This is a genomic window from Streptomyces sp. NBC_01474, assembly GCF_035918215.1.
Lineage (GTDB): Bacteria > Actinomycetota > Actinomycetes > Streptomycetales > Streptomycetaceae > Streptomyces > Streptomyces aureus.
Window position 1 is genome coordinate 3,468,708 of record NZ_CP109449.1, and the last position, 19,774, is coordinate 3,488,481.

The following is a 19,774-nucleotide window of genomic DNA, read 5'->3' on the forward strand; positions in this document are numbered from 1 at the left end:
CGTGTCCGAGCTGCACACTCCCCGGTCCCTGATCGTCACCCTCTACGGCGCCTACGGGCGCGGCTTTCCCGGCCCCGTGCCCGTCGCCGAGCTGATCCGCCTCCTCGGCGCGGTCGGCGTCGACGCGCCCGCCGTGCGGTCCTGCGTGTCCCGCCTCAAGCGGCGCGGGCTGCTCCTGCCGGAGCGCACGGGGTCGGGCGCCGCCGGGTACGCGCTGTCGCGGGCCGCGCGGCAGCTCCTGGACGACGGCGACCGGCGCATCTACGGAGCGCCGGCCGGCGAGGCGGACGGCTGGGTGCTCGCCGTGTTCTCCGTGCCGGAGGCCGAGCGCGCCAAGCGGCACGTCCTGCGCTCAAGGCTGGCCGGGCTCGGCTTCGGCTCGGCGGCGCCCGGCGTGTGGATCGCCCCGGCGGGCCTGCACGAGGAGACCCGGCACACCCTGGAACGCCTCGGGCTCTCCCCGTACGTCGATCTGTTCCGCGGCGAGCATCTGGGTTTCGCGGCGACGGCCGACGCGGTCGCGCGCTGGTGGGACCTGGACCGTCTCGCGGCGCTGCACGAGGCGTTCCTCGACGAGCACGCGCCGGTGCTCGCCGCCTGGCAGGCCCGCTCCCCCGACGACGCCGCGCCGGAAGAGGCGTACCGGGACTACCTCCTCGCCCTCGACTCCTGGCGCCATCTGCCGTACGCGGACCCGGGGCTGCCCGCCGGGCTGCTGCCGGCGCGGTGGCCGGGCACGCGGTCGGCGAGCGTGTTCCGGGCACTGCACGAGCGGCTGCGGGACGCGGGGGCGGCGTTCACCACCCTCAACCACCCAGCGTGAGCCGGGGCTTGGGAGCGTCCGACCGTCCCGTCTGGGGTGGCCGGCTGCCCGCCTCGTAAGGCTTCGGCCAGGCGACACCGGGACCCGCGTAGCCCTGTTCGGCCGCCGCGTGCAGGGTCCAGTGCGGGTCGTAGAGGTGAGGGCGGGCCAGGGCGCACAGGTCGGTGCGACCGGCCAGGATCAGCGAGTTGACGTCGTCCCACGAGGAGATCGCGCCGACCGAGATCACCGGGATGCCGGTCTCGTTGCGGATCCGGTCAGCGAACGGCACTTGGTAGGAGCGTCCGTACGCGGGTTTCTCGTCGGCGACGACCTGTCCGGTCGACACGTCGATCGCGTCGGCGCCGTGCGCCGCGAACGCGCGGGCGATCTCCACGGCGTCGTGGGCGTCCGTGCCGCCTTCCGCCCAGTCGGTGGCGGAGATCCGGACGGTCATGGGCCGGTCGCCGGGCCACACGTCGCGTACGGCGTCGAACACTTCGAGGGGGAAGCGCAGCCGGTTCGTGAGCGAGCCGCCGTACGCGTCCGTCCGGTGATTGCTCAGCGGCGAGAGGAAGCCGGACAGCAGATAGCCGTGGGCGCAGTGCAGTTCGAGGAGGTCGAAGCCGGCGTCGGCGGCGCGCAGGGCGGCGGACGTGAACTGTTCGCGGACATCTGCGAGTTCGCCGGTCGCCAGCTCGTGCGGAGTCTGGCTGCCCGGCTTGTACGGGAGGGGGGACGCGGCGACCAGCGGCCAGTTCCCGTCGGGGAGCGGTTCGTCGATGCCGTCCCACATCAGTTTCGTGGAGCCCTTGCGTCCGGAGTGCCCGAGCTGGACGCCGACCGCGGTGCCGGGGGCCTGGGTGTGCGCGAACTCGGTGATGCGGCGCCAGGCCGTGGCCTGTTCCGTCGTGTAGAGACCGGTGCAGCCCGGGGTGATGCGGCCCTCGGGGCTGACGCACACCATCTCGGTCATGACGAGTCCGGCGCCGCCGAGGGCCCGCGCGCCGAGGTGGACGAGGTGGAAGTCGCCGGGGACGCCGGCCTGGGCCGAGTACATGTCCATGGGGGAGACGACGACACGGTTGCGCAGGGTCAGATCGCGCAGGCGCAGCGGCGTGAACATGGGGGGTGCGCCGGGCGGGCAGCCGAAGTCGCGTTCGACGGCCTCGGTGAAGCGGGGGTCGCGCAGGCGCAGGTTGTCGTGCGTGACGCGGCGGCTGCGGGTGAGGAGGTTGAACGCGAACTGGCGTGCGGGTTGGTCGAGATAGAGACCGATGTTCTCGAACCACTCCAGGCTGGCGCGGGCCGCGCGCTGGGTGGAGGCGACGACGGGCCGCCGCTCCGCCTCGTACGCGGCAAGCGCCTCGGCCGTGGTGGGCTGCTCCTGGAGGCAGGCGGCGAGCGCGAGGGCGTCCTCGACGGCGAGCTTGGTGCCGGAGCCGATGGAGAAGTGCGCGGTGTGCGCGGCGTCGCCGACGAGGACGACGTTCCCGTGCGACCACTTCTCGTTCACGACCGTGCGGAAGGCGGTCCAGGCGGAGTTGTTCGACCTGAGGCCACGGCCGCCCAGGGCCTCGGTGAAGATCTTGGCGCAGCGTTCGACGGACTCGCTCACGTCGAGCTCGTCGAACCCGGCCGCCCGCCAGACCTCCTCGCGCATCTCGACGATGACGGTGCTGTCGCCCCCCGTATAGGGGTACCCGTGCAGCTGCATGACGCCGTGCTCGGTCTCGGCGATCTCGAAGCGGAACGCGTCGAAGGCGAAGTCGGCGGCGAGCCAGATGTAGCGGCAGCGGTGCTCCTCGACGCGCGGCCGGAACGTGTCGGCGTGCGCTTCGCGGGTCGCGCTGTGCACTCCGTCGGCGGCGACGACCAGGTCGTGGTCGCGGGAGAGGTCCGCCGCCGAGGGCGCCTCCGAGCGGAAGCGGAGGTTCACGCCGAGCTGCCGGCAGCGCTCGTGGAGGATTTCGAGGAGCCTGCGGCGGCCGAGCGCGGCGAAGCCGTGGCCGCCCGAGGTGTGGCGGGTGCCGCGGTGCACGACGTCGATGTCGTCCCAGCGCACGAACTCCGCCTGGAGCGCGGCGTGGACGACGGGGTCGGCGCCCTCGATGCCGCCGAGCGTCTCGTCGGAGAGGACGACGCCGAAGCCGAAGGTGTCGTCGGGGGCGTTGCGCTCCCAGACCGTGATGTCGCGGCGCGGGTCGAGCCGCTTGAGGAGGGCGGCGGCGTACAGGCCGCCGGGTCCGCCGCCGATGACCGCCACACGCAGGGGTCCCATGGTCACCGCCCCTGCCACTTGGGCGCGCGTTTCTCCGTGAAGGCCGCGTGGAACTCGGCGTAGTCCTCGCCGTTCATGAGGAGGGCCTGGGTCGCGGCGTCCATTTCGACGGCGGCGGCCAGCGGCATGTCGAGTTCGGCGGTGAGCAGGGCCTTGGTCTGGGCGTACGCGAGGGCGGGACCCTCGGCGAGGCGGCGGGCCAGGGCCTGCGCGGCCTCGTCGACCTGGCCCTCGTCGGTCAGCTCACTGATCAGCCCGATGCGCTCGGCCTCGGGGGCGCGCACCGGCTCGCCCAGCATGAGCAGACGCGTCGCGTGGCCGAGGCCGACGACGCGGGGCAGCAGATACGCGGCGCCCATGTCGCCGCCGGACAGGCCGACGCGGGTGAAGAGGAACGCGAAGCGGGCGCTCGGGTCGGCGACGCGGAAGTCGGCGGCGAGGGCGAGGACGGCGCCCGCGCCCGCAGCGACCCCGTGCACGGCGGCGATCACCGGGAAGGGGCACTCGCGCACGGCCCGTACTACCTGGCCGGTCATCCGGTTGAAGTCGAGGAGCTGGGCCGTGTCCATGGCGAGGGTGGCGCCGATGATCTCGTCCACGTCACCGCCGGAACAGAATCCGCGGCCCTCGCCGGCCAGGACGAGGGCGCGTACGGAGCGCTCGCGGGACAGCTCGGCGAGCAGGTCGCGCAGGTCGGCGTAGGCGCCGAAGGTGAGCGCGTTGAGCTTGTCGGGGCGGGCCAGGGTGACGGTGGCGACCCCGTCGTCGACGGCGTACCTCAGATGCCGCCAGTCGTCGGTGCGGGGCGCGGAGCCGGTGAAGGGACTCATGGCGGTGCGGCCTCCTCGGGCGGGGGCGGCGGACGGTCGGCGCGCCCGTGTCAGGCACGTCGTTCCATGAAGTTATCACCGCTTCGTGACTTCCGTCACGAGTACGCGATACGCGATCCTGACGGCAGGTGTTCAGCCCAGGTAGGGAGCGCGTATGAGACAAGTGACGAACGTCCCGGAGAAAGGGCGTCGGGCGGCTCTGTCCAGCGACGCCTTACCATTCGTATGGTTGAAAGCAGGACAGCTCCCCCGCTGTCAGCCCCTGTCACCCACTGTCAGGACACCTGCCCCCTGAACGGACCCGCCGTGCCCACACCGCCTGCCCCCACCTCCTGGCGTATCGCACTGCCGCACACCGCGGCCGCGGTGCCGGTCGCGCGCGCCCTGGTGCGCACGGCCCTGGCGGAGATCGAGTCGCCCGTCGCCGACAGCGACACGGCGGAGCTGCTCACGGCCGAGCTGGTGGCGAACGCCGTCGAGCACACGGCGGGGGCGGGCCCCATCGAGCTGGTGGTGGAGCTGCTGGCGTCGGGCTGTCAGGTCGAGGTGCACGACGGGGACCCGGCGCCGCCCGGCGATCTGACCCTGCCCGGTCCGGCCGGGGAGCCGGACCCGTGGCAGGAGCACGGGCGCGGGCTGCTGCTCATCCGCACCCTGAGCTCGTCCTGCGGACATCGCCCCACCGCGTCCGGCAAGGCGGTCTGGTTCACCCTTCCCGCGGTGCCGACGCAGCGGAGAAGCCCGGAGTAGTACGCGCCTCCCCTGCGGGGCGGGCGTCAGGCCAGCGTGGCGACCATGATCGCCTTGATGGTGTGCAGCCGATTCTCGGCCTCGTCGAAGACGACCGAGTGCTCCGACTCGAAGACCTCGTCCGTGACCTCCAGCGAGTCCAGGCCGTACGCCTCGTGGATCTCGCGCCCGACCTTGGTGCCCAGGTCGTGGAAGGCCGGCAGGCAGTGCAGGAACTTGACGTCCGCGTTCCCCGTGGCGCGCAGGACGTCCATCGTCACGGCATACGGCGCGAGAGCGGCTATGCGCTCGGCCCACACCTCCTTGGGCTCCCCCATGGAGACCCAGACGTCGGTGACCACGAAGTCGGCCCCCGCGACGCCCTCGGGGATGTCCTCGGTGAGCGTGATGCGGGCGCCGCTCGTCTCGGCGAGCTTGCGGGCCTGCGCGACGATCTCCTCGGCCGGCCAGTACTCACGCGGCGCCACGATACGGACGTCCATGCCGAGCAGCGCGCCGGTCACCAGGTACGAGTTGCCCATGTTGAAGCGGGCGTCACCGAGGTAGGCGAAGGCGATCCGGTCCAGCGGCCTGTCGCAGTGCTCGACCATCGTGAGCACGTCGGCGAGCATCTGCGTGGGGTGCCAGGCGTCGGTCAGGCCGTTGTAGACCGGCACGCCCGCGTACGCGGCTAGCTCCTCGACGCCGGACTGGCTGTCCCCGCGGTACTCGATGGCGTCGAACATCCGGCCGAGGACCCGGGCGGTGTCCCGCACGGACTCCTTGTGGCCGATCTGCGAGCCGGACGGGTCCAGGTAGGTCGTGGAAGCGCCCTGGTCGGCCGCGGCGACCTCGAAGGCGCAGCGCGTCCGGGTGGAGGTCTTCTCGAAGATCAGCGCGATGTTCCGGCCCGCGAGGTGCCGCGTCTCCGTCCCCGCCTTCTTGGCCGCCTTCAGCTCGGCGGCGAGGTCGATCAGGCCGCGGAACTCCTCGGCGGTGAAGTCCACCTCCTTGAGGAAGTGGCGGCCGGTGAGGTCGGGACGGACTGTCGCCATGGGGCGCTCCTGGGGTACGCGTAAAGGGCTAGGGCATCAGAGTTGCTGGAAGTCTATACGATGCTCCACATTTATATACAGGGTCAGCTCCGGGGGCCACCGCTCCATATGTTCCGGGTACCACGATGTCCCGGGGGCCAACGCTCTATACGGGGTCCCTCTCGACCGGGCAGCTCATGCAGCGCGGGCCGCCCCTCCCCCGTCCCAGCTCACTGCCCAGGATCTCTATGACCTCGATGCCCTGCTTGCGCAGATAGGTGTTCGTCGTCGCGTTGCGCTCGTAGGCGACGACCACGCCCGGCTCCACGGCCAGCACGTTGCACCCGTCGTCCCACTGCTCCCGCTCGGCCGCGTGCACGTCCTGCGTGGCGGTCAGGACCCGGATCTCGCTGAGGCCGAGCGCGGCCGCGATGGCCCGGTGCATGTGCTCCGGCGGATGGTCGGTGACCTTCAACTCCCGCTCCCCCACGCCCGGTTCGATGGTGTACGAGCGCAGCATGCCGAGCCCCGCGTACTGCGTGAACGTGTCGCCGTCGACCATCGTCATCACGGTGTCGAGGTGCATGAACGCCCGCCGCTTCGGCATGTCGAGGGCGACGATCGTCTGCGCGGAGCCCGCCGCGAACAGCTTGTGCGCCAGCATCTCGACGGCCTGCGGGGTGGTGCGCTCGCTCATCCCGATGAGTACGGCGCCCTGCCCGATCACCAGGACGTCGCCGCCCTCGATCGTGGACGGGTAGTCGGCCTGTCCCTCCGACCACAGGTGGAAGCCCACGTCGCGGAACAGCGGATGGTGCCGGTAGATCGCCTCGAAGTGGACCGTCTCGCGCTGCCGGGCGGGCCAGCGCATCGCGTTGATGGAGACGCCGTCGTAGATCCAGGCCGAGGTGTCGCGGGTGAACAGGTGGTTGGGCAGCGGGCCGAGCAGGAAGTCGTCGAGGTCCATCGCGTGGAAGCGGACCGACGTCGGCTCGGGGTGCCGGTCGAGGAACTCCCGCTTGGTCATGCCGCCGACCAGCGCCTCGGCCAGGTCCGTGGCCGGCATCGTCTCGAAGGCGGCCCTGAGGTGGTCGGTGGCGAGCGGACCGTACTCCTTCTCGTCGAAGACCCGGTCGAGGACGAGGGTTCTGGCGTCCCCGATGGCGAGCGCCTCGGTGAGCAGGTCGCCGAAGAGGTGCACGGTCACGCCGCGGTCGCGCAGCACGTCGGCGAACCCGTCGTGCTCCTGCCGCGCGCGGCGCACCCACAGCACGTCGTCGAAGAGCAACGCGTCCTTGTTGCTCGGCGTGAGCCGCTTGAGCTCCAGATCAGGGCGGTGCAGGATGACGCGGCGCAGCCGCCCGGCCTCGGAGTCGACGTGGAATCCCATGGATCCATCCTTCCCCGGCCGGACGGCCCGCGCCCGTGCAATCAAGGAGCTGGGTGGCGGCTCACATCAGCGCTCTCACAGCCTCGGGTCGACCGGCTCCGACTCGAGCGCGAGGACCGCGAACACCGCCTCGTGGACCCGCCACAGCGGCTCCCCGTCCGCGAGCCGGTCCAGCGCCTCGAGACCGAGCGCGTACTCGCGGATCGCGAGCGAGCGCTTGTGCCCGAGGAAGCGGCCGCGCAGGCGTTCCAGGTGGTCGGGGCGCGTGTACTCGGGACCGTAGATGATCCGCAGGTACTCACGGCCACGGCACTTGATTCCGGGCTGTACGAGCCGGCCCTTGCCGTCGCGCGTGAGCGCCTCGACCGGTTTGACGACCATGCCCTCGCCGCCGCGCCCGGTCATCTCCAGCCACCAGTCGACACCGGCGCTCACGGACGCCTCGTCTCCGGTGTCCACGAAGAGCCGCCGGGTGGTCTGCAGGAGCCCCGAGCCGTCGTGCTCGACCATCCGGTCGATGAGCGCGAGCTGCTCGTCGTGCGGCAGCGCGGCCAGCGACCTGCCCTGCACGGCCAGGATCTGGAACGGCGCGAGCCGCACCCCGTCGAGCCCGTCCGTCGTCCAGCAGTAGCGCCGGTAGGCGTCCGTGAACGCGGCCGCGTCGACGGCCCGTTCACGCTGCCTGCCGAGCAGTTCGCCCACGTCGACACCGCGTGCCGCCGCCGCTTCCAGACCGGCGATGGCGTCCGGGAACACGGCACCGGACGCGGCGCCCACGGCGGCGTACTGCGAGCGCAGCAGGCCCGACGCCTTGAGCGACCAGGGCATGAGCTCGGTGTCGAGCAGCAGCCAGTCCGTGTCGAGCTCGTCCCACAGCCCCGCGTCCGTGACGGCGGCGCGCACCCGGCCGAGGATCTCCTCGGTGACCTGCTCGTCGGCGAAGAAGGACCGTCCGGTACGGGTGTAGAGCGCGCCGGTGGGCCCTTCCGGGACGCCGAAGCGCTCACGCGCCACATCCGCGTCCCGGCACACCAGGGCCACGGCCCGCGAGCCCATGTGCTTCTCCTCGCACACGACGCGCCCGACTCCGTCGGCGGCGTACTGGGCGAAGGCCTCGGCGGGGTGCTCCAGGAAGTGTTCATCGGCGGCTCCGCCACAGGCTCCCGCGCCGGAGGTCGCCGTGGGCGCCATGGTCGGCGGCAGGTACGGGACCAGGCGCGGGTCGACGGCGAAGCGGCTCATGACCTCGAGAGCCGCCGCCGCGTTCTCCTCGCGCACGGCGACGCGTCCGGCGTGCCGCGTCTCGACGGACCGTCGTCCGTGCACGTCGGCGAGGTCGAGCGGCCGCCCGTCCTGGCCGCCGGGCGCCTCGGTCCGCAGCGGCCTCGACGGCTCGTACCAGACCTTCTCGGCGGGTACGTCGACCAGTTCACGCTCCGGCCAGCGCAGCGCGGTCAGCTTGCCGCCGAACACGGCGCCGGTGTCGAGGCAGATGGTGTTGTTGAGCCAGGTGGCCTGCGGGACCGGTGTATGGCCGTAGACGACGGCCGCGCTGCCGCGGTACTCCTCGGCCCACGGGTAGCGCACCGGCAGGCCGAACTCGTCGGTCTCGCCGGTCGTGTCCCCGTACAGCGCGTGCGAGCGCACCCGCCCGGACGTGCGCCCGTGGTACTTCTCGGGCAGGCCCGCGTGGCACACGACGAGCTTGCCCCCGTCGAGGACGTAGTGGCTGACGAGGCCGTCGACGAACTCGGCGACCTCCTGCGTGAACTCCTCGCTCTCCCCCGCGAACTGCTCGACGGTCTCGGCGAGGCCGTGCGTGTGCTGGACCCTTCTGCCCTTGAGGTAACGGCCGAACTTGTTCTCGTGGTTCCCGGGCACGCACAGCGCGTGACCCGACTTGACCATCGCCATGACGCGCCGCAGGACGCCCGGGGAGTCGGGCCCCCGGTCGACGAGGTCGCCGACGAAGACCGCCGTACGGCCCTCGGGGTGCACACCGTCCACGTAGCCGAGCCCGGTGAGCAGCGTCTCCAGCTCCGAGGCGCAGCCGTGGATGTCGCCGATGATGTCGAAGGGGCCCGTGAGGTGCCTGAGGTCGTTGTAGCGCTTCTCGCGTACGACCTCGGCGCTGTCGGCCTCCTCGACGCCGCGCAGGATGTGCACCTTGCGGAAGCCCTCGCGCTCCAGGTGACGGAGGGAGCGCCGCAGTTCGCGGGTGTGCCGGGAGATGACGCGGCGTGCCATGCCGGCGCGGTCGGCGCGCTGCGCGTTGCGCGCGGCGCAGACCTCCTCGGGGATGTCGAGGACGATGGCGATGGGCAGCACGTCGTACTGCCGTGCCAGGTCGACCAGCTGCTTGCGGCTCTCCTGCTGGACGTTGGTCGCGTCGACGACGGTGAGCCGCCCGGCCGCGAGGCGCTTGCCCGCGATGTAGTGGAGCACGTCGAACGCGTCGCGGCTGACGCTCTGGTCGTTCTCGTCGTCGGCGACGAGCCCTCGGCAGAAGTCGCTGGAGATGATCTCGGTGGGCTTGAAGTGCCGCCGCGCGAACGTCGACTTGCCGGACCCCGAGGCGCCGACGAGGACGACGAGAGACAGGTCGGTGACGGGGAGCGTACGAGCGTGGGAACCGGTGGTGGTCATGCGGCCTTCGCCTCCTTCGGGCTCGGGTCGGTCAGGGTCTGGTCGGTGAGGGTGAAGACGGCCATCTGCGTGGGCGGGCCGACCTCCGGGTCGTCGGGACCCACGGGCTCGAACTCCACGCCGTAGCCGTGCCGTTCGGCCACCGCGCGCGACCAGGTACGGAACTCCTCGCGAGTCCACTCGAAGCGGTGGTCGCCGTGCCGGACGTGTCCGGCGGGCAGGGTCTCCCAGCGGACGTTGTACTCGACGTTCGGCGTCGTCACGAGGACCGTCCTCGGCCGCGCGGAGCCGAACACCGCGTACTCCAGTGCGGGCAGCCGCGGCAGGTCGAGGTGCTCGATGACCTCACTCAGTACCGCCGCGTCGTATCCCTTGAGCCGCTTGTCGGTGTACGCGAGCGAGCCCTGGAGGAGCGTGACGCGGGAGGCCTGGCGCTCTCCCATCCGGTCGATCTTGAGGCGCCGGGCGGCGATCGTCAGGGCCCGCATCGACACGTCGACCCCCACGACCTCGGTGAACCGGGTGTCCTTGAGCAGCTCGTGCACCAACTGGCCCTGTCCGCAGCCCAGGTCCAGCACGCGCCCCGCCCCGGCGGCCCTGAGCGCGGCGGTGATCGCGTCGCGCCGCTGAACGGCCAGCGGTACGGGCTGCTCCTCGGTGTCCGTCGCCTCGTCGACCGCGTTGTCGATGTCCTCCACGTCGGTGTCGTCCGCGTCGGCGAGCCGCACCAGCTCCAGGCGCTCCATGGCGCTGCGGGTGAGCGCCCAGCGTCGCGAGAGGTAGCGGCTGGTGATCAGCTTCTGCTCGGGGTGCGTGGGCAGCCAGCCCTCACCCGCCCGGAGCAGCTTGTCGACCTCGTCGGCCGAGACCCAGTAGTGCTTGGCGTCGTCGAGCACGGGCAGCAGCACATACAGATGCCGCAGCGCTTCGGCGAGGCGCAGCTCGCCCTCCAGGACGAGACGCACATAGCGCGAGTCGCCCCACTCGGGGAACTGCTCGTCGAGCGCCACCGGGTCGGCCGTCACCGTGGCCCAACCGAGCGGCTCGAAGAGCCGGCGCACCAGCGCCGCCCCACCGCGCGCGGGCACCGCGGGTACCTCGATACGCAGCGGCATCGACTGCTCGGCCCGCTCGGGCATGGCCTTGCACTGTCCGCGCAGGGCGCTGGAGAACACATTGCCGATCGCCACGGCGAGCAGGGACGATGCGGCATACGGCCGGTCGTTCACATACTGCGCGAGCGCCGCGTCGGGGGCGCCGCCACGGCCCTTGCCCTTGCCGCGGCGCACGAGCGCGACCGGATCCACCTCCAGGAGCAGCGCCGCGGTGCAGCGCTCCGTGGACGCCTCCGGGTAGAGGACGTGCGCGGTTCCGTGCGAGGTGGAGAACGCCTGCGCGTTGCCGGGATGCTTGTGCAGCAGAAACCCGAGGTCGGTCGCGGGGCGTTCAGGGGTGCCGGTCGTGCTGATCGTCAGGAACACGCGTCCGAGTATGGTCCGCCAGTACCGCCCCCGACCACGCATTTCTCCCCGGGGACGCTGCGGTTCTAAAAGGTCACCAGAAGTGACCCGTGCATGATGGCTGGATGGATCTTCGAGTATTCACAGAACCGCAGCAAGGCGCCACCTACGAGACTCTTCTCCGCGTGGCGAAGGCCGCTGAAGACCTCAGTTATGGAGCGTTTTTCCGGTCCGACCATTACTTGCACATGGGCTCCGCCGACGGGCTCCCCGGCCCCACCGATGCCTGGATCACGCTGGCCGGCCTCGCTCGCGAGACCAAGCGGATCCGCCTGGGCACACTGATGACCGCCGGCACCTTCCGTCTCCCGGGCGTCCTCGCGATCCAGGTCGCGCAGGTCGACCAGATGTCGGGCGGACGCGTGGAGTTGGGCCTCGGCTCCGGCTGGTACGGAGCGGAGCACGAGGCTTACGGCATCCCCTTCCCGAAGGAGAAGTTCGGCCGCCTCGAGGAGCAACTCGCCATCGTCACGGGCCTGTGGAGCACGCCCGTCGGCGAGCGCTTCAGCTTCAACGGCACGTACTACCAGCTGAAGGACTCCCCCGCGCTGCCGAAGCCGGCGCAGAACAAGGTGCCGGTCCTGATCGGCGGGCACGGCGCCAAGCGGACCCCGGCGCTCGCCGTGCAGTACGCCGACGAGTTCAACATCCCGTTCGCGTCGCTCACCGACACGGAGCAGCAGTTCAAGCGGGTCCGTGCGGCGGCGGAGGAGCACGGCCGGAGCGCCGGCAGCCTCGTCTACTCCAACGCCCTGGTCGCGTGCGTCGGCAAGACCGACGCCGACGTCAGGCGCCGCGCCGCCACCATCGGCCGCGATGTGGACGAACTGAAGGCGAACGGGCTCGCCGGCTCGCCGGCCGAGGTCGTCGAGCGGATCGCCGCGTACCAGGCCGTCGGCTCGCAGCGGATGTATCTCCAGATGCTCGACCTGGACGACCTGGACCACCTGGAGCTGATCGCCACCGAGGTAATGCCCCAGCTTTCCTAGACCACGCGCCTCCTGGCTTCCTGAGCAGCTGCACGGCTGCACGGCTGAGCGTCAGCTCCGCTGGTCCGCCGCTCCGCCTCCGCCCCTGTCGGGTGAATATCCGTCAACCGGGCACGTGGCCAGGGCGCGCGCCAGTGACCCGTCCACGCGAGTGATCGTTGGCTCGGGCGGAGCCGGACCGCCCGGCACCCGCACCCGCACCGGCGGCGGCTGCCGCTGCCGGGCGAGGGCCGAGGAGGCCGTCATGTCCCAGGAAGCCATGTCCGAGCAGGTCGTGCGCGAACCGGCCGTGCCGGATCAGAAGGGCGCACCGAAGGGTCTGCTCCAGCAGATGGAAGAGCTGATGGCCGCGCTCAACGCGGATCTGTCGCAACTCGACGCCGACCTCCAGCAGTCCACCGGACCCGGCGCCCCGTCCGCCGACGGGGGCCACCGCCTCTGACCCCGCCGGGGGCGCGTCGCACCGAGGCCGGTGCGCCCCCGAAGCCCGCTGCCACAGCCGCACCGACTGGCGGCCCCTACGCCGCCGAGTCCGGCTCCGACTCCGACATGGTGTCGCGGCGCAGCCCGAGCCGGCGGATTATCTCGAGGACCCTGTCCCGTGATTCGTCGGCGGCGTCGATGGCGTCCATGCAGTGCCAGTAGGCCCCCTCCTCCTCCGCCTCGCTGGCTATGCCCACCAGGGCGATCCCCACTTCGCCGAGCAGCGCGGCCAGACCGATCAGCGCCTTGTGCGCCTCCGGCAGCTCCGTGAGCTGCGCCGCCCGTATGCCGCCCGACCCGATGACCGGGATCGCCGAGCCCGAGCAGCCTCTGCCGCCCGCCTCGCTCAGTCCGAGCGCCTCGCCCCTCAGCTCCGGCGGGCCCTCTCTCGCCAGCCTGTTCCCCATGGCCTGTGCGAGGGCCTGGGCCTGCCATGCCTCCCGCGTGATGGCCGGCGCGTCCTGGCTCTCCGCCAGGGCCCGTCGGCTCGCCCTGATGAGTCGCACCGCGTCCATGCGCCGCCCCCGTCCCGAACTCCCTTGTCCACTACCCAGAGTGAGGGTCCGAGAGGTGAAAAGCCAGAGGACGACCGAAATCTGTGGACACGGAGTCCAATGTTGATAATTTCGTGACTCCATAGAGTGACAAGACCGGTCGCGCGACCCTCCAGCCGGTCTCAGCCCTCCCCAGGCACGGGAAACCGGTCCTCGTTGCGGTCGATCTTCGCCGACAGCGCCGCCAGCGCGTCGATCCCGAGCACCTCGCACAGTTGCAGCAGATACGCGAGGACGTCCGCGACCTCGTCGCGCACCCGGTGCGCCGTGTCCGGGTCCGTCATCACGCCGGCCGACTCCTCCGGGGTCAACCACTGGAAGATCTCGACCAGTTCGGACGCCTCCACGCTCAGCGCGGCCACCAGGTTTTTCGGCGTGTGGTACTGCTCCCAGTTCCTGGCCGCCGCGAATCGGGCCAGCCGGCGCTGCAGCCCCGCCACATCAAGTTCTGTCACGGCCCCAGGTCTACCACCGCCGCGCCGTGCTCCCGCGCCGCCCACGTCCCGTCGCCGACCGCCCCCGCAAGCCGGATGTGCCCGCGCCCGCACATCCGCACCGCGAGCGCCGTCAGCTCACGCAGCTGCCGCGGGTCGAGGCTGCGGTCGAGGCCGTCGGCGAGGACGGTGAGCGTCTGGTACGCCTCGGGGACCTCCGCCGCCGGGTCGACCGCGAGCACCCGGGGGCCGGTGAGCAGGACCAGCGCGAGCGCCAGGTACCTCAACTCTCCGTCCCCGAGCCGGTCGACGGGGGTGCGCAGCCCGTCACCGCGGTCGAGCACGGCCCGTACCGTGCCGTTGCCGAGGTCCTCCGACAGGACGTCGACGACGGGTCCCGCGCAGCCGGCGCGGGCTGCGGCGACGAGCAGCGCGTGCCGGGTGCCGCACTCGGAGCGTGTGCGCCACAGGACGGCCGCGAGGTTGTCGCAGCCGCTCAGGAGGCGGTCGGCGGCGGCCGGGGCGGGGCGGCGCATGCGGTCGGGCCGGGGGTCGCAGGAGAAGACGGAGCGCAGGGCGACCACGACCTGTTCGGCGGCGGCGATGACGAGCCGCTGGCCTTCCGTCCTGCCCGCGACGCGCAGCGGCAGGAGCGCCGTGCCGAGCAGGTCGTCCGGAAGGGGTGCGCGGGTCACGGGGGTTGCCCCCGCCGTGTGCCAGGCGGACTGGACGACGCGGCGTCCGGGGTCGCGCAGGGCGGTCTCCAGGAGAGTGCGGCCGTCGCAGGTCAACCGCTCGCCGACGATGCGCAGTTCGGGCTCCGCCTGGATCGCGAGGTCGAGGCGGACCGGGCCGACGGGCCCGGTGACGGTGCAGCCGATGCGGAAGCCGCGGCGTCGCTGCGCGTCGGGCCGGGCCCGGTCGGGGACGCAGGCGGACGGGTCGGGGAACACCTCGTCGAGGGCCGCGCCGCCGCCGAGCCGGGCCAGACCCTCGTAGGCCTTCAGGGCGCTGGACTTGCCGCTGCCGCTCGGCCCGGCGAAGAGCGTCAGCGGGCCGATCGGGAAGCCGGCGCCTCGGTGCGCGGCGAAGGCGGAGAGCCGCAGTTCGGTGAGGCTCGGCCGGTTCTGGGGGGCCGGGGGCGCGCCGCCGTCCCGCGCGAGCAAGGTCATGTCCCGGACGGTAGGCGGCACTCCGCCCGGAGAACCGTTATTCCGGGCGGACCTTCCTTCGATCGGGGGACCGGAGGCCTGGGCCGGGTGACCAGGGCCTCTCGTCTGGATCAGGCCGGGCTCGCGGGGCCTGATCCGGCCTGATCCAAAGGAAAAGCCCTAGACCCGGGGAACGGCCCCCGCCACGAAGTCCTGCACCTCGGTGCCGGGAGGGGCGAGCAGGAAGACATTGCGGTCGACGCGGTGCATGCCGCAGCCGAGGCCGAGAACCACGCCGCTGCTGAAGTCCAGGACACGCTTGGCGACATCGGACTCGGCGCCGCTCAGGTCGAGCAGCACGGGGATGCCCGTCATCACGGTCTCGGCGACCTCGCGGGCGTCCGCGAACACGTTGACCCGCAGGACGACGAACCGTCGCCGCGCCTCGGTCTCCGCTTCGGGAACGGCCCTGTGGTCGACTGCCGACGGCCATGCGTTACGGCCGCGCAGAGGTACGACCTGGGCGAGCCCTTCCCACTGTTCGTCAGTGACGTCGTGGCTGTTCACTGCCCCCACCCCGTCCGGGCTCGTACTTTTTTCTGCACCCGCCATTCTTACGCCAACTCACCCGTTCAGCCCAACAGCGACACGGTCCGCCTCCGCCGTGGTGGCGGGCGCGGACCGTGCCGGGCGGGCGGATCCGGTGTCAGGCGGCGATCGCGACGGCGTCCACGGCCCTGACGCGCAGGGTCCTGCGGGCCGTGCCCAGACTGGTCACGAACGTCGCCGTGGCCGCCAACGCCACGACCGTGAGCCAGATCCCGAGGCCCTGGCCGGGCAGGATCGAGTCGGTGCGGACGGTGGTGAAGGGCACGATTCCCGCGAGGCCCGCGACCGTGCCGAAGAACACACCCGTCACCGTGAGCACGAGGCTCTCGACCGCGACCGTCCCGAGGACCTGCCCCGGAGTGGCGCCGGCGAGGCGCTGCTGCCCGAACTCGCGGACCCGGTAGGAGGTCGCCGCGTACAGGGTGTTGACGAGCATCACGCAGGCGAAGACGACGATGATGCCGACGACCACGAAGTTGAGGGTCTCCAGGTTCTTGTCCTCGACCGACTCGGCGAGACCCGACGACTTGATCGCGTCGTTCTCGGCGGCCTGCATGCAGAGGGTGGTCGTGGCCATGCCGGTGAAGAGGATCAGCGGCATCAGGACGCCGGAGAGCTGCTCGGCGCGCTGCCGCATGTTCCGTACCGTCAGATAGCCGCTCGCGCCGGTGAGTGCGGTGAGCAGAGGTTCGGCGCGGTCCAGGAGGGCCCGCAGCAGGGCCGGGGACAGGAGCGCGAAGCCTACGGAGAGCAGGATCGCGCCGTAGGCGGGCGCCGCCATGAGGGCCGCGTCGGTGGCCTTCATCGCGAAGGTGCTCAGGACACCGGCGGCACCGACGGCGAGCGCGCCCCAGGCAGCGAACTTCCGTGCCCTGCCTCGCCCTTGACGCATTCCGGCGGCGTTCCTCGTGGCGCGCCGCACCGCGAGGAACGCGGCGCCCGCGGAGGCGAGCAGGGTGACCGCGACACCGGACATGAGGGCGATGGGACCGAAGACGTGATCGACGCCGTCGGCGACCTGGCCGCCGTCCTTGAACACGTCGAGCAGGGCGTGGCCGCCGAGCATGGCGGGCCCGACGGCGAGCACCGAACCGGCGAGGGCGACCATGACGGACTCTCCGACGATCATGCGCTTGATCTGGGCGGGGGTGGCTCCGGTGTGACGCAGGAGGGCGATCTCGTCGGCGCGTTGGCGGACGTTCATGGTCAGGGTGGAGGCGACGGCGAAGAACACGAGGAGGGTTCCGTAGCCGCCGACGACGCTCGCCGCGGTGGTGAGGGTCTCCGCGCTGACGTGGTCGACGCCGGGGGCGCGCGCCGTGTCGTGCAGCGAGTTGAACGTCATGACGACCGCCGCGCCGAGGAAGGCGGACAGGAGCGTCGCGAGGAGGCGGCCGGGGCGCAGCAGGACGGAGCGCAGGGCGAGTGCGAACACGGCTCACACCCCCGCCGGCGTGGTGTCACCGAGGTGCGCGAGGCGCTCGGCCACGGCGTCGGCGGTGGGTGCGGTCATCTCGCCCGCGAGGCGGCCGTCCGCGAGGAAGAGCACGGAGTCCGCGTACGAGGCGGCGACCGGATCGTGCGTCACCATGACGACGGTCCTGCCGTGCAGGCGCACTGCTTCCTGGAGGAGGCGCAGGACGTCGCGCGCGCTGCGGGTGTCGAGGGCTCCGGTCGGTTCGTCCGCGAAGATCACGCTCGGTTCGGTGACGAGGGCGCGGGCGATGGCGACGCGCTGGCGCTGGCCGCCGGAGAGCTGCTCGGGGCGGTGGCCGAGCCGGTCGCCGAGGCCGACCTGGGTGAGGATCTCCTGGGCGCGGGCCCGGTTCACGCGCCGCCCCGCGAGCCTGAGCGGGAGGGTGGTGTTCTGGGCGACGGTCAGCGTCGGCAGCAGGTTGTACTGCTGGAAGACGAAGCCGATCCGGCGGCGGCGGAACTTGGTGAGGGCCGCCTCGGTGCCGCCCGTCATCTCCTCGCCGTCGACCATCACGATGCCGCTGTCGGGCCGGTCCAGTCCGGCCGCGCACTGCAGGAGCGTGGACTTGCCCGAGCCGGAGGGACCCATCACGGCGGTGAAGGTCCCGCTCCGCAGGCTCAGGGTCACGTCGTCGAGTGCGGTCACTGCGTTCTCGGCGCCCTCCCCGGCCCCGTAGGTCTTGCTGACCTTGACGAGGCGCAGGGCCTCGCCGCCGTGTCCTGCCGGTCCGCTGCCGCCCGCCCGGCCCGTACGTCGGAACATGGTCTCTCCCCGTCCACCGTCGTCGTCACGGCGCTGTCTGCGCCATGACCACGACGTTAGGGACGGCGACTTTCCGGCACAGGGGGCGTACGGCCCGGACCTCGGGTGTTGCTACGTACACCCCCCGCATCCGGGTGCCCGGTGGGCCGGCTCAGGTGCGGTCGATGTGCACGTTGGTCGACTTCACGCGGGCGATGGCCTGCATGCCCACTTCCAGGCCGAGCTCCTCGACGGCCTCGCGGGTCAGGAGCGAGACGAGCCGGTGCGGGCCCGCCTGGATCTCGACCTGGGCCGCCACGTCGCCGAGCTGCACACCGGTGACGATGCCGGGGAAGGCGTTGCGCGCGGAGGTGTACGAGGCGTCCTCCGGGTCGGGTCCCGACTGGCCGACCTCGATGGAGAAGGCGGCCAGGTCCTGCCCGCGGATCAGGCGGCGGCCGCCCTCGTCGCGGTGGGTGGCAACGCGGCCCGCGTCGGCCCAGCGGCGTGCCGTGTCGGGGCTGACGCCGAGCAGACGCGCCGCCTGCCCGATGGTGTAGGACTGCATGCGCCGAACAGTAGACGGCGGCCGACGTACCGTCACACCGCGCCTCGAAAAGGCACACCTGCGAAGTCACACCTCCGTAGTCACACCCTCATAGGCACGCCCCGGAAGTCACACTCCCGAAGGCACCACGCTGCGTCCCGTCTCGTGGGCGTACAGCGTCGTCCGGTCGCGCAGGGCGGCGTGCACCGCCATCTGCGCGTCGCGGCGGCGCTGGGCCGGGCCGTCGGGCAGGTGCAGCACGCCGGCGTTGCCGCGGGAACCGCGCTGGATCTCGGCCGTGCGCGGAATACGCAGGGACTCGTAACGGGCGAGGCGGGTGCCGGTGGACTCGTCGGTCGGGGCGGCGAGGCAGGCCGCCAGGTCCATCGCGTCCTCGACGGCCTGGTTGGCGCCCTGCGCCATGAACGGCAGCATCGGGTGCGCCGCGTCGCCGAGAAGCGTGATGTGGCGGCTCGACCACTGCCGCAGCGGCGGCCGGTCGTGGAGCGCCCACTGATGGGTCACCTCGACGGCCTCGACGATGTCGGAGACGAGGCCCGTCCAGGAGCCGAACGCGCGGCGCAGCTCCTCCGGGTCGCCGGGCGCCGACCACGACTCGGGCGGCGCGTCCGTCATGGGGACGGTCGCGGCGAAGCTGAGGTGGCGGCCACCGGACACCGGGTAGCAGACGAAGTGCCCGCCGGGGCCGAGCCAGAGGCGCACAAGGGCGGCGCGCGCCTCGTCGGGGAGCCGGTCCACGGGGACCAGGCCCCGGTAGATGCCGAGCCCCGCGAAGACCGGCTCGTCGCGCAGGAACGTCTCGCGGACGGTCGAGTGGATGCCGTCGGCGCCGACGACGACCTCCGCGTCGCGGACGGTGCCGTCCTCGAAGGTGAGCCGGGCACCGTCGTCGCCCAGCTCATCGGCGCCGCGCAGGCGTTGGCCCAGCCGGAGGCTGTCCCGGTCGACCAGCGACAGCAGCGCTTCGTGCAGATGCGCGCGGTGGATCGCGTAGTACGGCGCCCCGAACATCCGCTCGCAGTCCTCGCCGAGCGGTGTACGGGCGATGGGGCGGCCGGTCCAGCCGCGTACCTCCATCGCCTCGATGCGCACGGCGTGCTCGCGCAGCGCCGGGCCGAGGCCGAGGCGCAGCAGCGGCCTGATCGCGTTCGGCGAGAGCTGGACGCCCGCCCCCACCTCCGCGAGGCGCCGGGTCTGCTCGAAGACCACGTACGGCATGTCGTGCGCGGCCAGCGCGCCGGCCAGTGCCAGGCCTCCGATGCCCGCGCCGACCACAGTGATCCGCGGCCGTTCCCCTTCGCCCACTTCCCCGAACCGCACGTCTGGGACCGCCTTCCGCGTCGCTGTCTGCCGGCCATGTGCGCGGCGGTGCGGGGAACCCGGTGGCCCGGGTCCCGCCCTTCGCCGCTCCCAGAGCATCGGCGGCTCCCGGCCCGCGCGGCAACGGCCGTCACCCCCTGACCTGACAACTGTCGCCGCTTGCGTGACGTCCGTCATCGGAACCGGGCCACGGCGGCTCAAGGGCCCCTGGCCGGG

The 19,774-nt window shown here is 72.1% G+C and carries 18 protein-coding genes; 4 read left to right on the forward strand and 14 right to left on the reverse strand.

The window, feature by feature from the left end; all coding sequences use genetic code 11:
* Position 1 precedes the first annotated feature (1 nt).
* A complete protein-coding gene (locus OG758_RS16060) occupies positions 2–823 on the forward strand; it encodes a PaaX family transcriptional regulator (protein WP_326710645.1) in 822 nt (273 codons plus the stop codon).
* Here OG758_RS16060 and OG758_RS16065 read toward each other — a convergent pair.
* Both OG758_RS16065 and OG758_RS16070 read right to left on the reverse strand, forming a co-directional pair.
* On the reverse strand, positions 807–3,083 hold the full coding sequence (locus tag OG758_RS16065; RefSeq protein WP_326710646.1) for a bifunctional salicylyl-CoA 5-hydroxylase/oxidoreductase: 2,277 nt from the start codon (positions 3,081–3,083) through the stop codon (positions 807–809). The two genes, OG758_RS16060 and OG758_RS16065, sit on opposite strands and share 17 nt — an antisense overlap.
* A 2-nt stretch (positions 3,084–3,085) precedes the next feature.
* Entirely contained in the window at positions 3,086–3,913 is an 828-nt protein-coding gene (locus OG758_RS16070; RefSeq protein ID WP_326710647.1) for an enoyl-CoA hydratase family protein, read from the reverse strand.
* 291 nt (positions 3,914–4,204) lie between these two features.
* Here OG758_RS16070 and OG758_RS16075 point away from each other — a divergent pair, with 291 nt between their 5' ends.
* Positions 4,205–4,663 (forward strand): ATP-binding protein, encoded by a 459-nt coding sequence (locus OG758_RS16075; RefSeq protein ID WP_372562092.1) that lies wholly within the window; start codon positions 4,205–4,207, stop codon positions 4,661–4,663.
* A gap of 26 nt (positions 4,664–4,689) precedes the next feature.
* Here OG758_RS16075 and argF read toward each other — a convergent pair whose 3' ends face one another.
* The 4 genes from argF to OG758_RS16095 form a co-directional block, all read right to left on the reverse strand.
* Complete coding sequence (argF, locus tag OG758_RS16080; RefSeq protein ID WP_326710649.1) at positions 4,690–5,697, reverse strand: ornithine carbamoyltransferase; 1,008 nt, start codon at positions 5,695–5,697, stop codon at positions 4,690–4,692.
* A 145-nt stretch (positions 5,698–5,842) separates the two neighbouring features.
* Complete coding sequence (locus OG758_RS16085; protein ID WP_326710650.1) at positions 5,843–7,066, reverse strand: arginine deiminase; 1,224 nt, start codon at positions 7,064–7,066, stop codon at positions 5,843–5,845.
* 75 nt (positions 7,067–7,141) lie between these two features.
* Complete coding sequence (locus tag OG758_RS16090) at positions 7,142–9,712, reverse strand: polynucleotide kinase-phosphatase (RefSeq protein WP_326710651.1); 2,571 nt, start codon at positions 9,710–9,712, stop codon at positions 7,142–7,144.
* On the reverse strand, positions 9,709–11,193 hold the full coding sequence (locus OG758_RS16095) for a 3' terminal RNA ribose 2'-O-methyltransferase Hen1 (protein WP_326710652.1): 1,485 nt from the start codon (positions 11,191–11,193) through the stop codon (positions 9,709–9,711). Before OG758_RS16095 ends, OG758_RS16090 begins: the two co-directional genes overlap by 4 nt.
* A gap of 104 nt (positions 11,194–11,297) precedes the next feature.
* Between OG758_RS16095 and OG758_RS16100 the strand changes: the two genes are divergently transcribed.
* Both OG758_RS16100 and OG758_RS16105 read left to right on the forward strand, forming a co-directional pair.
* Complete coding sequence (locus OG758_RS16100) at positions 11,298–12,221, forward strand: LLM class F420-dependent oxidoreductase (RefSeq protein ID WP_326710653.1); 924 nt, start codon at positions 11,298–11,300, stop codon at positions 12,219–12,221.
* 244 nt (positions 12,222–12,465) lie between these two features.
* A complete protein-coding gene (locus OG758_RS16105) occupies positions 12,466–12,663 on the forward strand; it encodes a hypothetical protein (RefSeq protein ID WP_326710654.1) in 198 nt (65 codons plus the stop codon).
* A 76-nt stretch (positions 12,664–12,739) separates the two neighbouring features.
* Here the strand turns inward: OG758_RS16105 and OG758_RS16110 are convergent, their stop codons facing one another.
* From OG758_RS16110 to OG758_RS16145, 8 genes are all read right to left on the reverse strand, one after another.
* On the reverse strand, positions 12,740–13,219 hold the full coding sequence (locus OG758_RS16110) for a DUF6099 family protein (RefSeq protein WP_326710655.1): 480 nt from the start codon (positions 13,217–13,219) through the stop codon (positions 12,740–12,742).
* Positions 13,220–13,380: 161 nt separating this feature from the next.
* Positions 13,381–13,713 carry a nucleotide pyrophosphohydrolase gene (locus tag OG758_RS16115; RefSeq protein ID WP_227297874.1) on the reverse strand — a complete coding sequence of 111 codons (333 nt, stop codon included), beginning with the start codon at positions 13,711–13,713 and terminating at the stop codon, positions 13,381–13,383.
* The gene (locus OG758_RS16120; RefSeq protein WP_326710656.1) at positions 13,710–14,864 is read right to left on the reverse strand and encodes an AAA family ATPase; all 1,155 of its coding nucleotides are present in this window, start codon (positions 14,862–14,864) and stop codon (positions 13,710–13,712) included. The genes OG758_RS16115 and OG758_RS16120 overlap by 4 nt, the downstream gene beginning before the upstream one ends.
* A 159-nt stretch (positions 14,865–15,023) precedes the next feature.
* The gene (locus tag OG758_RS16125) at positions 15,024–15,410 is read right to left on the reverse strand and encodes a cell division protein SepF (protein WP_116508805.1); all 387 of its coding nucleotides are present in this window, start codon (positions 15,408–15,410) and stop codon (positions 15,024–15,026) included.
* Between the two features lie 139 nt (positions 15,411–15,549).
* Complete coding sequence (locus tag OG758_RS16130) at positions 15,550–16,887, reverse strand: ABC transporter permease (RefSeq protein ID WP_326710657.1); 1,338 nt, start codon at positions 16,885–16,887, stop codon at positions 15,550–15,552.
* Positions 16,888–16,890: 3 nt separating this feature from the next.
* A complete protein-coding gene (locus OG758_RS16135) occupies positions 16,891–17,691 on the reverse strand; it encodes an ABC transporter ATP-binding protein (RefSeq protein ID WP_326710658.1) in 801 nt (266 codons plus the stop codon).
* Between the two features lie 151 nt (positions 17,692–17,842).
* The gene (locus tag OG758_RS16140) at positions 17,843–18,238 is read right to left on the reverse strand and encodes a TOBE domain-containing protein (protein WP_326710659.1); all 396 of its coding nucleotides are present in this window, start codon (positions 18,236–18,238) and stop codon (positions 17,843–17,845) included.
* Between the two features lie 108 nt (positions 18,239–18,346).
* Positions 18,347–19,558 carry an FAD-dependent monooxygenase gene (locus tag OG758_RS16145; protein ID WP_326710660.1) on the reverse strand — a complete coding sequence of 404 codons (1,212 nt, stop codon included), beginning with the start codon at positions 19,556–19,558 and terminating at the stop codon, positions 18,347–18,349.
* Positions 19,559–19,774 lie beyond the last annotated feature (216 nt).